A 12776-nucleotide genomic window follows, 5' to 3' on the forward strand; every position below is an offset into this window, starting at 1 on the left:
ATCCAAGGCTACCAAGCTGCCGCTGTGCCATATGGATGGTACGCATCGGGCACAGTTCACTCATTCCAAGCACCCTAGGGCTCAGTCGGCTGCCTTGTTTTCCAGCAGCGCCAGCCGCGCCTCCAGGGCGCCGATACGCGCCTCGAGCGCCTCCAGCCGCTCCGCCGCGCCACCACTCGATGGCTCCTGGCGCTGTGCCCGCTCCTGCAGTTGCGCCTGCAGCTGCTCGGGATCACCGAGCAGCTGGGCATACCGGTCCTCACGCTGCCCAGGCTGGCGCCCGACCAGGGCCACCAACTGCCGGCCGATCATTCGCTCGAGGTTGTGCTGCACCTGCTGGGTATCATCGAAATCGTACTGGCGGTTGCTGCGCGCCAGCAACTCACCGGTGGTCTGCGGCCCCCTCAGCAGCAGCAGACCGAGCAAGGTCACCTGGGGCGCCACCAATTCCAGGGCCTTGTCGATCCGATGCTCCCAGCGATCGGCACGGCTGCCCATGACCAGGCGCACGAAACCGCGCTCCTCCAGGTTGCGCAATCCCTGCCCTACTGCCCCCTGGGCGAGGTTCATCAGCGGGTCACGGCTGGTTTTCTGGTTACAGGCGAGCACCAGCGCATTCAGGGTCAGCGGATAGGCTTCAGGGGTGGTGGCCTGCTTTTCGATCAGGCAGCCCAGGATGCGCGCTTCAGCGGCGCTCAACGGAGACGTGTCGTTGCTATCTTCGGTCATGTCGCTCACCAGGCCTGGGGATTGCCCCTAGCGTAGCCTGAGTGCGCTGCGGTTGACACAGGTGAAGCGGATTTTGTGGTCATGCAAGTCGCTGATTTTCAACGCACACGCAATCGACGACCGAGGCAAACGATAAATGAGAAGTATTTTTATTGACTAATAATCGAGAATGACTATTATCTACATCACCAGCCGCGAGGCTGGTTGGATAACCTGAAGGCTTCCTGGTCGGACGCTTCCAGTTTATCTCCTCATCAGGCTAATCACGGTTATTGACCCGGCTTTTTGCCGGGTCTTTTTTTGTGGTCTGCCGACCCTGCCGACCACCCTTCGGGAGAGCCGACGCCAAAAATCGCTCCCGGCGATTTTTGGCCTTCTTTCAGGCTAACGCGAACCGGCACACGACCGCCATCGAGGGCGGACATCGGGTGCGGATCATGGCGTCCCCTGCTGGAATCGAACCAGCATCTAGCCCTTAGGAGGGGCTTATTCTATCCGTTGAACTAAGGAGACCCGATCGATCCGGCGCCCTTGGCGGGCTGTTGAAAAACTAGCTGCGTTGCCATCGCGGCGTTAAAAACAGGCTCAAAATGCTCATGTACTATTCGTACACTCCGCTTTTTCGCATGTTTTTGCCTTGCGCTGTCTGCCTCGCCTACGTTTTTCAACGGCCTGTTTGGGCGCCGGGCGGCATGTTAACCAGCGCAAGCAGATTTGTCATGTCGGTGCAGGCAATCAGGCCGCCGGCTCGAACAGTTTCACGACCACCGCCTGGCCCGACTTGAGCCTCGCCTGCAAGTGTTGCTCCTGGGCGCGCACCCGCTCCACGGCCTTTTCCTTGACGTGCCCATAGCCACGGATCTGCTCTGGAAGCTCGGCGATGGCCAGCGCGGTGTCGTAGTTGCCCGCATCCAGCGCCTCCAGCAACTGACCAACACTGCGCTCGTAGTCGCCGATCAACGCCTGCTCCAACTGCCGCTCCTCGCTACGGCCGAACGGATCCAGCCAGGTGCCACGCAGTACCCGTAACTTGGCCAGTACCTTGAAGGCACTGAGCATCCACGGCCCGAAGCTGCGCTTGCGCGGTTCCCGCGTCACCGGATCGGTGCGGCTCAGCCAGGACGGCGCCAGATGGAACTGCAGGCGGAAATCGCCCTGGAACTGCGCGTGCAGTGCCTCGCTGAACGCTGCATCGCTGTACAGGCGTGCCACCTCGTACTCGTCCTTGTAAGCGAGAAGCTTGAAGTAATAACGCGCCACCGCCTCGGTCAGGCGCTGCCGGGGATCCGTGTCACGGGCGCGAACGCGACCGACCAGCTGACGGTAGCGATCGGCATAGCGGGCGTTCTGATAAACCGTCAGGCGTGCGACACGATCTTCGATGATTTCATCGAGCGTCGTGCAGCGCTTGCTCTCGGCGCCCTGCGGGCGCACCAGGCGCTCGATGGCAGCGGCGTCGTAGGCCGCCCGACGCCCCCACAGAAACGCCTGCTGGTTGAACTCGACCGCCACGTCGTTCAGTTCGATGGCCCTGTCGATGGCTTGGGCGCTGATGGGCACCAGGCCTTTCTGGTAGGCATAGCCGAGCATGAACAGGTTGGTGGCGATGCTGTCGCCGAGCAGACGGGTCGCCAGTTGCGTGGCATCAACGAACCAGGTTTTCTCGGCACCTACGGCGTCGATCAGCGCCTGGCGCATCGCCGGTCCCGGTACCTGAGCGTCCGGGTTGCGGGTGAATTCCGCCGTGGCCGCCTCGTGATCATTGATCACCGCGTGGGAAACCTTCTCGTTGAGCTTGGCCAACGCGTCCTCACCGGCGGCCACCACCAGGTCGCAGCCGATCAGCAGGTCGGCTTCGCCGGCGGCGATCCGCACGGCGTAGATATCGTCCTGCCGGGCGGCGATGCGCACGTGGGTGTTCACCGGCCCGAACTTCTGCGCCAGGCCGGCCTGATCGAGCACGGTGCAGCCCTTGCTTTCCAGGTGCGCGGCCATGCCCAGCAGCGCGCCCACGGTGGTCACGCCACTGCCGCCGACGCCGGGCAGCAGGATGTTCCAGGGCCGTTCCAGGGATGGCTGCCGCGGCTCCGGCAAGGCCACGAACAGCGCCCCGGCACCGAGCGCCTGGGGTTGGCGCAGCTGGCCGCCGTGCACGGTGACGAAGCTGGGGCAAAAGCCATCGAGGCAACTGAAATCCTTGTTGCAGGCGTTCTGGTCGATTTCCCGCTTGCGCCCCAGCTCGGTTTCCAGGGGCAGCACCGACAGGCAGTTGGACTTCACGCTACAGTCGCCACAACCCTCGCACACCGCAGCATTGATGAACGCACGCCGCGCCGGATCGACCAGCTTGCCACGCTTGCGACGACGACGTTTCTCGGTCGCGCAGGTCTGGTCGTAGATGATCACCGACACGCCCTTGAACTCGCGCAGCTCGCGCTGCACCGCGTCGAGCTCGCGGCGATGATGAAAGCTGGTGATCGGCGCGAAGGTCGAGCGGCTGGGGTACTTGTCGGGCTCGTCACTGACCACCGCGATGCGTTTGACGCCTTCGGCGAATACCTGCTGGCTCAGCTGATCGACCCGTAATTCGCCGTCCACGGGCTGGCCGCCGGTCATGGCCACCGCATCGTTGTAGAGAATCTTGTAGGTGATGTTCACCCCCGCCGCCACCGCAGCACGCAGCGCAAGATGGCCGGAATGGAAGTAGGTACCGTCACCCAGGTTCTGGAACACATGGGGGGTATCGGTAAATGGCGCCTGGCCGATCCAGGTCACCCCTTCGCCGCCCATCTGGGTAAAGGTGTCGGTGCTGCGGTTCATCCATTGGGTCATGTAGTGGCAGCCGATGCCGCCCATCGCACGGCTGCCCTCAGGCACCTTGGTCGAGCTGTTGTGCGGGCACCCGGAACAGAAATGCGGCGTGCGCACGGTGCTGTAACTGCGCGCCGCCAGGGCCTTTTCCTTGGCCTCGAGAAAGCCCAGGCGCGCCTCGATCGCGGCGCTGGTGTAGATCGGCGCCAGGCGCCGGGCGATGACCCGGGCGATCATCGCCGGGGTCAGCTCGCCCAGGTTGGGCAGCAGTGACTGGCCCTGCTCGTCGAACTCGCCGACCACCCTGGGCCGTTTGCCCACCGGCCAGTTGTAGAGCTGCCCGGTCAACTGATCCTCGATGATGCTGCGTTTTTCCTCGACGACCAGAATCTCGTCCAGGCCCTCGGCGAAGCCATGCACGGATACCGGCTCCAGCGGCCAGCTCATGCCGATTTTCAATACCCGCAGACCGATCTGCGCGCAGAGCGCCTCGTCCAGGCCCAGGTCATCCAGTGCCTGACGCACATCGAGGTAGGATTTGCCGGTGGTGATGATTCCCAGGCGCGGATTGGGCGCATCGAGCATCACCTTGTTGAGGCCATTGGCACGGGCGAAGGCCCGGGCGGCGTAGATCTTGTAGACGTTGAGGCGCTTTTCCTGGGCCAGGGGCGGGTCGGGCCAGCGAATGTGCACGCCGTCCTCGGGCAATTCGAAGTCAGCCGGGATGCTGACCTGCACCCGCTGCGGATCGACATCCACCACGGCCGAGGAGTCGACGTTCTCGGCAATGGTCTTCAGCGCCACCCAGCAGCCGCTGTAGCGCGAAAGCTCCCAGCCGATGATGCCGTAATCGAGGATCTCCTGAACGTTGGCCGGGTTGAGCACCGGCATCGACGCGGCGATGAAGGCATGCTCGCTCTGGTGCGCGATGGTCGAGGATTTGCAGCCATGGTCGTCACCGGCCAGCACCAGCACGCCGCCATGGGGCGACACGCCGGCGGAGTTGCCATGCTTGAACACGTCGCCGCTGCGATCGACACCGGGGCCCTTGCCGTACCACATGGCGAATACGCCGTCGTAGCGTGCACCGGGAAACAGGTTGGTCTGCTGGCTGCCCCACACCGCCGTGGCGCCAAGCTCCTCGTTGACCCCTGGCTGGAAATGAATGGCGTTCTGCTGCAGGAACTCGCGCGCCTCCCACAGGCTCTTGTCCAGGCCGCCCAAGGGCGATCCACGATAGCCGGAGATGAAACAGGCGGTATTCAACCCGGCGGCCGCGTCCCGCTGCTTCTGCAGCATGGGCAGGCGGGTGAGCGCCTGGGTGCCGGTGAGGTACAAATGGCCCGTCGCGAGACGGTATTTGTCGTCCAGACGGATTTCGGCCAGAGACATAAGACGGCGCTCCTGTTGTTTTTATAGCGACCTGTCAGGTGACACGGTTAATCACCTGCCTGCATCCATTAGGGTCTGTTGACGTTTCAACGCGAGCCGCGTTGCCGCGAGAAATCTCGCCAGGCTAGGCGGAGGACGCAGGCAATGGTTGTTCCCTTGCCAAGTCCTCCAACAACGCATGGCGAGATTTCTCGCGCAACCCGAAGGGCCGGGCCCGTTTTTGCGCGATGCGGCGTTACTCGATGGCTCATTTGGCCCACCAAACTTCGCATCTCGTGCCTTGCCTCGCGCAAAAACGGGCTCCGGCGCGGCCGTGCGTGAAACGTCAACAGACCCTAGTATCACTGCGAGGATGACTGCCTTAAGCATAGACCGGAGCGTGGCGATTTTTTCTTTCCCATTCATGCCGTCAACGCCAATACTGCGCATGAACGTTTCGAAAATAATCACAAATGGGAAACGAACATGCATGACTCCCTGAGCGTCATTGACCGTCGCATTCTTCGCCTCATGCAACGCAATGCCGATCTGAGCGCGGCGGAGATCGCCAAGAAGGTCGAGCTGTCCCAGTCGCCCTGCTGGCGCCGTATCAATCGCCTGCAGGAAGATGGGTTCATCGAGCGCAAGGTCGCGCTGCTCAGCCACAAGCGCCTGGGCTTCACCATCACGGTATTCGTCAGCATCAAGCTGTCGGCCCACGGGCGCAGCAACCTGGATGAGTTCGAACGCGCGATCGCCGGTTATCCCCAGGTCATCGAGTGCTACACCATGGCCGGCAGTTCGGACTATCTGCTCAAGGTGGTGGCACGGGATATCGCCAGCTACGAGCGTTTTCTACGCGACCAGTTGCTGCAGCGACCCCATGTCCAGGAGGCCCATTCCGGTATCGCGATGAGCGAAGTGAAACGCACGACCGAACTGCCTCTGGATTGAGCCCCAACAGCAGCCGTGCATTTTGCAACGCGGCAATCCAGGCACCTTGCAACATGCACGGAAAAGCCTAGGAGCATCATATTCAAATCATTGATTTTAAAGGGTTTTTCTAGGGTAAATTCCTGGCACGAGAACTGCTATTTCCCTCGCATAGAATTCGAATGCGAGAACCCATTCCATGAACAGCCTCATCGCCCTGGCCACCGCCATCGCTCTGACCCTACTTGCAGGGGCCGCATTCGCCAATTTCCAGAACAACCAGCAGCAGGCGACTGCCATGCAACTGGTTCAGCAGATCCGCGCCACCCCGGTGCAATTCCAGCACGCCACCCAGGTCGAGCCCGGCCAGTTCGTTGCCAAGCCGCTGACCACCAGTGAGTGGCAGCCGAGCCCGCAACAGCGCTTCACCTTCTGAGCGCCTGACCATGTGGAGCGTATTCTTCCCCGGTTTCGTGCTGCTGCTGGCCACCATCACCTGTGCGTCCATCTGGCTGATCGACGGGCTCTCGGATCGAGTCCCGCCGCAAAGCTCCAACGATGAGCACAATGGCCCCCACGATCCCTTTTTCTAGATGGCAACCCTGCCGCGCGAGGAGAGCATGATGTCTAAACCAGCGGTGTTGTTTCTGCTGATCGCCTTTCTATCCGGCGTAGCGCTGGCCGTACCCGATCAAGCCCAGTGGCTCACCGCGTTCGCCAAGATCACCCTGGCGGTAAGCGGTGTGTCGTTGGCCGTCGCCCTGCTGATCGGCAAGCGCGTCAAGTTCGACCCCATTCTGCGCTAAGCACGGGCGTTCACCGCTCAGGTAGCCTTGCCGGCCGGTGGGTTTTCAATGATATTGAGCAGCCGCTTTACCGTGGCCTCGAGGTCTGCGGAGTTATCGAGACGCAGGATGCCGGGATCATTACGCAACGAATCGCTCTCGGCGAACGCGGCGCTGCGTGCCAGCCTCGCCTCGATCTGATCAACGCTCTCGCGAGCCCGTTTCAGCAGCCTGGCCCGCAGAATGGCGGGCTCGACCTCCAGCAGAACCGCTACGAGGGTCGGGTACTTCCCGCGAGCCTCCCCCAGGTACTCCCGCGATCCATTGACCACCACCTGATACCCCTGCTTGAGCCAGGTATCGATTTCCCCGGGGATGCCATAGGCCAGGCCGTTGGCGCGCCACACCATGGCGAAGTTTCTTGCGGCTTCCAGCGCGGCGAAGGCCTGTGATGAAACGGCAACGGCTTCCTCGCCCGCCGCCTCGGCCGACCGTGTGATCACGCGACGAGCAATCCGCTGGCGCGATTCGTCGAGGCGCTGTTGCAACCCTTGCAGCACGCTGTCTTTGCCAGCGCCGGAAGGCCCCATCAGATAGATCAGCCTGCCATCGTTCATGAAACCACCTCTGCTCTGGATAGCAATCGTCAGCCCCACCGCCGCGGCGGGGCCAAGTCACCGCTGATGATACCCAGTTCGCATACCGAGCAGATCGCAGCGCATTCAACTGCATAAGAATGATTTTTTTATCTCGATAACTGAAGAAATTCATCAAGTGCGGCCCACTGCCATCCACAGGAAATGCGACGCTGCGCGCAATCGGAATCAATTCCGACAAGTTGTGCTGGCAAAAAGCCTGTACCCGGGCCAGAATACGACACGTAATTGGCGTCAATTATCCGCTAGCACGATGTACGATCACCAGACAAAATGCCGACGTCGTTGAACGGCACACGCGAAAGATGGTCAGAACCTGACATTCCGTAGCTATATGCCATTACAGCTTCGTTTCCCTGAACTAATTTGGTTGATGTATGCGCCCTATGAAACAGGCTATCTACTCCAGCCGTACGGCTGACAAATTCGTCGTTCGGTTGCCCGACGGCATGCGCGAACGCATTGCTGATGTGGCCCGTCAACACCACCGCAGCATGAACTCCGAGATCATCGCTCGCCTGGAGCAGAGCATGCTTCAGGAAGGCGCCCTGGACGATGAGCTCGGCACCCGCCTCGACAGCCCCGAGCTTTCGTTGCACGAGCGAGAGCTGCTGCAACGCTTTCGCCAGCTGTCGCGCCGCCAACAGAACGCCCTCGTCGCGCTGATCGCGCACGATGCCGAGATGGCCGCCGGCAACGACGACTGATGGGACTGCGGCATTAGGCGCAGGGAAAGCCCTGCCCCACTTGCGACGCCCCGCAAGCGATGGCAAGGCCACAAAAAAACCGGCTCAAGGCCGGTTTTTTATTGCCTGTCGACTGCTGTTTAGAGCAAGAACAGCGATGCCAGTCCCAGGAAGATGAAGAAGCCGCCGCTGTCGGTCACCGCGGTGATCATCACGCTGGCGCCCATCGCCGGGTCGCGCCCCATGCGCATCAGGGTCATGGGAATCAGCACGCCCATCAGCGCGGCAAGCAACAGATTGAGGGTCATCGCCGCGGTCATCACCACCCCCAGCGACCAGCTGTCGTACAAGCCGTAGGCCACGACCCCGATCACCCCACCCCATACCAGGCCGTTGATCAGCGCCACGCCCAACTCCTTGCGGATCAGCCGTGAGGTGTTGCCATTGCCGGTACTGACCTGATCGAGCGCCATTGCACGCACGATCATGGTGATGGTCTGGTTGCCGGAGTTACCACCGATACCGGCCACGATCGGCATCAGCGCCGCCAAGGCCACCAGCTTCTCGATCGAACCTTCGAACAACCCGATGACCCGCGAGGCCATGAACGCCGTGACCAGATTGACCGCCAGCCAGGCCCAACGGTTGCGCACCGACTTCCAGACCGAGGCGAAGATATCTTCTTCCTCGCGCAGACCCGCCATGTTGAGAACTTCGCTTTCGCTCTCCTCACGGATCAGGTCGACCATCTCATCGATGGTCAGACGACCGATGAGTTTGCCGTTCTTGTCCACCACCGGCGCGGAAATCAGGTCATAACGCTCGAACGCCTGGGCGGCGTCGTAGGCATCCTCGTCAGGGTGGAAGCTGACCGGATCATTGGCCATGACCTCGGCGACCTGCTTGTCCGGGTCGTTGACCAACAGGCGCTTGATCGACAGCACGCCCTTGAGCACACCGTCGTAATCGACCACGAACAGTTTGTCGGTATGGCCTGGCAATTCCTTGAGACGACGCAGGTAGCGCAACACCACCTCGAGGCTCACGTCCTCGCGAATGGTGACCATCTCGAAGTCCATCAGCGCACCGACCTGCTCCTCTTCATAAGAGAGCGCGGAGCGCACCCGCTCCCGCTGCTGGGCGTCGAGGGTTTCCATGAGCTCGTGCACGACGTCACGGGGCAGCTCGGAGGCCAGGTCGGCCAGCTCGTCGGCATCCATTTCCTTGGCAGCCGCGAGGATCTCATGATCCTCCATGTCGGCCAGCAGGGTTTCCCGCACGGCATCGGACACTTCGAGAAGGATGTCACCGTCGCGATCGGCCTTCACCAGTTGCCAGATGGCCAGGCGATCTTCCAGCGGCAGAGCTTCGAGAATGTAGGCGACGTCGGCAGAGTGCAGTTCGTCGAGCTTGCGTTGCAGCTCGGCGAGGTTCTGCCGGTGCACCAGACCTTCGACGCGGTCGTGGTGCGGGCCTTCCTGGCGATGGGTCAGGTCTTCGACCAGCCTGTGCCGCTGCAACAGTTCGACGACCTGAGCGAGTCGATCCTGCAGGCTTTCTTGCGGCTTCTTGGCTTCTACTTCGGTCATGGCACACTCCGCCCCCAGCGGCGGCGCGCGCCAGCGAGGGTCAATCAGTCAATACGTGATTGCACACTTGGAATTCTGAGTTACTACTGGGTAAGTCCATGGAAGGGATCCACAAGCCCCGGCGGGGCTGACGGCGCGAATAATAACATGCCAATCGGCCACGTACGTGACAAAGCCATGGCGGGACAAGCGCTTGCAGCATTTTCTTGAGGACCTTGACACGAGTCCGAGTGATGCGACGCCGCCAAGCCGCAGCAAGACACCTGGCAGTGGCGAGGGCATGGGCTAAGCTTGCCAGCACTGGTCAAGGAGGACATCGTCATGCACGGGATGCATTGCGCAGCCATCTGTGCCATCTTGCTCTGCCCCACCCTATCACCGGCCTCGAGTGTCTTTCGCTGCGAAGATGCCGACGGCCACGTCACCTTCACTCGCCACGGCTGCAGCGACAATCAGCAGCAGCACACGCAGCGCACCCATAATCCAAGACCCGGAAGCGGCGACGCCGTTCCACTGGCAACGCCACAAAGCGCCAGCGGCGCCACAGCACCCGGCCGCGAGCGCACCCTGACCGTGGTCGGCGGCCGGCAGGACGGCTGCGACAATGCCGTTACCGGCAACGCCAGGCGCGAGGCGATCATCAGGAAACAGGTGCGCGCCGGCATGACGCGCAGCGACGTGGAGAGTGCCCTGGGCAAGCCCGAACGCATCAGCAAGCGTAATGGCCAGACCACCTACCACTACGCCAGCAGGCATAACAACGAACGTCGCACCGTCACCTTCGACCAGAATGACTGCGTGACCGGTAGACGCTAAGGGGCTAACGCCAGACAAAGAAAAAGGGCCTGCATCGCTGCAGGCCCTTTTGGTATGGCGGACTCAGGAGGATTCGAACCTCCGACCGCTCGGTTCGTAGCCGAGTACTCTATCCAGCTGAGCTATGAGTCCGTTACAGATCACCTGACAGCTACTACGCTTTCACGCGATTTTTGGCGCTTTTAGACCAGATCACCGCTGGTTGAAACAAACGATTTGCACTGCTGCAAGCCATTCAATATGGCGGACTCAGGAGGATTCGAACCTCCGACCGCTCGGTTCGTAGCCGAGTACTCTATCCAGCTGAGCTATGAGTCCGTTACAGATCACCTGACAGCTACTACGCTTTCACGCGATCTTTGGCGCTTTTAGACCAGATCACCGCTGGTTGAAACAAAATGGCCTGCACTGCTGCAAGCCATCCAATATGGCGGACTCAGGAGGATTCGAACCTCCGACCGCTCGGTTCGTAGCCGAGTACTCTATCCAGCTGAGCTATGAGTCCGTTGGTGTTTTTATACCAGATCACCTCTGGTTGTTTGCCAGCCCGGTAGAACCCGGCTTGCCAAATAATGGCGGAGAAGGGGGGATTCGAACCCCCGACACCCTTTTGAGGTGTACTCCCTTAGCAGGGGAGCGCCTTCGGCCACTCGGCCACCTCTCCGCAACACGGGGCGCATGATAAACATGTTTTCCCCGTTTGCAAACCAAAATTTTGAGAAAAATTAATGGTTTGGTTCTTCGCCCTTCTCTTTTTGGATGCGCTGGTAAATCTCTTCGCGGTGAACGGCGACTTCCTTCGGCGCGTTGACGCCAATCCGCACCTGATTACCTTTAACACCCAATACGGTGACAGTGACTTCGTCACCCACCATCAGGGTCTCTCCGACCCGGCGAGTCAGAATCAGCATTCCTTTCTCCTTACGGATTCAATTTCGGACAACAAGTCTGCAAACGTGAAAAGCGTCGGCCGGACGCGACAGCGACCCGCCAGCACTCAAGTATTGACCAGCACGGACGGAAGGAAAGTTCCACCAACACCAACCAAAACAACAAAAGGCGCGGGGAGCCGCGCCTTTTGCAGGATGCCTCAGTCGCCCTGACGGGCCGGGGCATCGAGTTCGAACGCAGTGTGCAGGGCGCGCACCGCCAATTCCAGATATTTCTCTTCGATGACCACCGACACCTTGATCTCGGAGGTGGAGATCATCTGGATATTGATGTTCTCCTTGGCCAGCGCCTCGAACATGCGGCTGGCCACACCGGCATGGGAACGCATACCCACGCCGACGATGGACACCTTGGCGATGTTAACGTCTCCGACCACTTCCCGGGCACCGAGTTCGCGCGCGGTGGCTTCGAGCACCTGCTGAGCGTTCTGGTAGTCGTTGCGGTGCACGGTGAAGGTGAAGTCGGTGGTGTTATCGTGCGCGACATTCTGCACGATCATGTCCACTTCGATGTTGGCGGAGCTGATCGGGCCGAGAATCTTGAACGCAACGCCCGGCAGGTCAGGCACGCCACGGATGGTCAGCTTGGCTTCGTCGCGATTGAAGGCGATGCCGGAGATGATCGGCTGTTCCATGGATTCCTCTTCATCAAGGGTAATGAGGGTACCCGGACCCTCCTGGAAGCTGTGCAGAACGCGCAGCGGGACGTTGTACTTGCCGGCGAATTCCACCGAACGGATTTGCAGCACCTTGGAGCCGAGGCTGGCCATTTCCAGCATCTCTTCGAAGGTGATCTTCTCCAGGCGCTGGGCCTTGGGCACCACGCGCGGGTCGGTGGTGTAAACGCCATCTACATCGGTGTAGATCTGGCATTCGTCAGCCTTCAGGGCGGCCGCCAGGGCCACACCGGTGGTATCGGAACCGCCACGGCCGAGGGTGGTGATGTTGCCGTGTTCGTCGACGCCCTGGAAACCGGCGACCACCACCACGCGGCCCGCCTTGAGGTCGGCGCGAATGTTGGTGTCGTCGATGCTCAGAATGCGCGCCTTGGTGTGCGCACTATCGGTCAGGATCCGTACCTGGCTGCCGGTGTAGGACACCGCCGGCACGCCACGCTTGATCAGCGCCATGGCCAGCAGGGCGATGGTCACCTGCTCGCCGGTGGAGACCATGACATCGAGCTCGCGCGCAATCGGCTGGTCATCGCTGATCTGCTTGGCCAGGTCGATAAGGCGATTGGTCTCGCCGCTCATGGCGGACACCACGACGACGATGTCGTCCCCCCTTTCGCGGAATTTCTTCACCTTCTCGGCGACCTGCGCAATACGCTCGACGGTGCCGACGGAGGTACCGCCGAATTTCTGTACGATCAAAGCCATTTCAAAGCTGCCTCAGCCCGTGAAGGGCGCCCATTAAACAGACAACACCGCACACCCAGGCCGCTCGCCGG

At 61.1% G+C, this 12776-nt stretch carries 12 protein-coding genes and 5 tRNA genes; 6 read left to right on the forward strand and 11 right to left on the reverse strand.

What is annotated here, in order from left to right:
- Positions 1 to 81: 81 nt before the first annotated feature.
- The 3 genes from K8U54_RS02800 to K8U54_RS02810 form a co-directional block, all read right to left on the reverse strand.
- A complete protein-coding gene (locus K8U54_RS02800; RefSeq protein ID WP_434059981.1) occupies positions 82 to 738 on the reverse strand; it encodes a YceH family protein in 657 nt (218 codons plus the stop codon).
- 429 nt (positions 739 to 1167) lie between these two features.
- Positions 1168 to 1242 (reverse strand) — tRNA-Arg (locus K8U54_RS02805).
- Between the two features lie 222 nt (positions 1243 to 1464).
- Positions 1465 to 4932, reverse strand: a complete 3468-nt coding sequence (locus K8U54_RS02810; RefSeq protein ID WP_249908776.1) for an indolepyruvate ferredoxin oxidoreductase family protein — start codon at positions 4930 to 4932, stop codon at positions 1465 to 1467.
- A gap of 465 nt (positions 4933 to 5397) precedes the next feature.
- Between K8U54_RS02810 and K8U54_RS02815 the strand changes: the two genes are divergently transcribed.
- The 4 genes from K8U54_RS02815 to K8U54_RS02830 all read left to right on the forward strand — a co-directional run bounded on the left by K8U54_RS02815 (position 5398) and on the right by K8U54_RS02830 (position 6650).
- Positions 5398 to 5865 (forward strand): Lrp/AsnC family transcriptional regulator, encoded by a 468-nt coding sequence (locus tag K8U54_RS02815; protein WP_249908777.1) that lies wholly within the window; start codon positions 5398 to 5400, stop codon positions 5863 to 5865.
- Between the two features lie 178 nt (positions 5866 to 6043).
- The gene (locus K8U54_RS02820; RefSeq protein WP_249908778.1) at positions 6044 to 6280 is read left to right on the forward strand and encodes a hypothetical protein; all 237 of its coding nucleotides are present in this window, start codon (positions 6044 to 6046) and stop codon (positions 6278 to 6280) included.
- A 10-nt stretch (positions 6281 to 6290) separates the two neighbouring features.
- Positions 6291 to 6437 carry a hypothetical protein gene (locus tag K8U54_RS02825; protein ID WP_249908779.1) on the forward strand — a complete coding sequence of 49 codons (147 nt, stop codon included), beginning with the start codon at positions 6291 to 6293 and terminating at the stop codon, positions 6435 to 6437.
- Positions 6438 to 6467: 30 nt separating this feature from the next.
- Positions 6468 to 6650: a PA3371 family protein gene (locus tag K8U54_RS02830; protein WP_249908780.1), complete on the forward strand. Its 183-nt coding sequence runs from the start codon at positions 6468 to 6470 to the stop codon at positions 6648 to 6650.
- Positions 6651 to 6667: 17 nt separating this feature from the next.
- On the opposite strand, the gene phnN is transcribed toward K8U54_RS02830, so the two are convergent.
- Positions 6668 to 7246, reverse strand: a complete 579-nt coding sequence (gene phnN / locus K8U54_RS02835; protein ID WP_249908781.1) for a phosphonate metabolism protein/1,5-bisphosphokinase (PRPP-forming) PhnN — start codon at positions 7244 to 7246, stop codon at positions 6668 to 6670.
- 416 nt (positions 7247 to 7662) lie between these two features.
- On the opposite strand from phnN, the gene K8U54_RS02840 reads away from it, so the two are divergent.
- Positions 7663 to 7992, forward strand: a complete 330-nt coding sequence (locus K8U54_RS02840) for an Arc family DNA-binding protein (RefSeq protein ID WP_249908782.1) — start codon at positions 7663 to 7665, stop codon at positions 7990 to 7992.
- Between the two features lie 119 nt (positions 7993 to 8111).
- On the opposite strand, the gene mgtE is transcribed toward K8U54_RS02840, so the two are convergent.
- Positions 8112 to 9560 (reverse strand): magnesium transporter, encoded by a 1449-nt coding sequence (gene mgtE / locus K8U54_RS02845; RefSeq protein ID WP_249908783.1) that lies wholly within the window; start codon positions 9558 to 9560, stop codon positions 8112 to 8114.
- A gap of 321 nt (positions 9561 to 9881) precedes the next feature.
- On the opposite strand from mgtE, the gene K8U54_RS02850 reads away from it, so the two are divergent.
- A complete protein-coding gene (locus K8U54_RS02850) occupies positions 9882 to 10376 on the forward strand; it encodes a DUF4124 domain-containing protein (RefSeq protein WP_249908784.1) in 495 nt (164 codons plus the stop codon).
- A gap of 55 nt (positions 10377 to 10431) precedes the next feature.
- Here K8U54_RS02850 and K8U54_RS02855 read toward each other — a convergent pair.
- From K8U54_RS02855 to K8U54_RS02880, 6 genes are all read right to left on the reverse strand, one after another.
- A tRNA-Arg gene (locus K8U54_RS02855) sits at positions 10432 to 10508 on the reverse strand.
- 109 nt (positions 10509 to 10617) lie between these two features.
- Positions 10618 to 10694, reverse strand: a tRNA-Arg gene (locus K8U54_RS02860).
- Between the two features lie 110 nt (positions 10695 to 10804).
- Positions 10805 to 10881, reverse strand: a tRNA-Arg gene (locus tag K8U54_RS02865).
- Between the two features lie 68 nt (positions 10882 to 10949).
- Positions 10950 to 11040, reverse strand: a tRNA-Ser gene (locus tag K8U54_RS02870).
- 61 nt (positions 11041 to 11101) lie between these two features.
- Positions 11102 to 11287: a carbon storage regulator CsrA gene (csrA, locus tag K8U54_RS02875; RefSeq protein WP_013792214.1), complete on the reverse strand. Its 186-nt coding sequence runs from the start codon at positions 11285 to 11287 to the stop codon at positions 11102 to 11104.
- Between the two features lie 179 nt (positions 11288 to 11466).
- Positions 11467 to 12705 carry an aspartate kinase gene (locus K8U54_RS02880; protein ID WP_249908785.1) on the reverse strand — a complete coding sequence of 413 codons (1239 nt, stop codon included), beginning with the start codon at positions 12703 to 12705 and terminating at the stop codon, positions 11467 to 11469.
- Positions 12706 to 12776: the final 71 nt, after the last annotated feature.

It is taken from the genome of Pseudomonas fulva (assembly GCF_023517795.1).
Taxonomy (GTDB): Bacteria; Pseudomonadota; Gammaproteobacteria; order Pseudomonadales; family Pseudomonadaceae; genus Aquipseudomonas; species Aquipseudomonas fulva_D.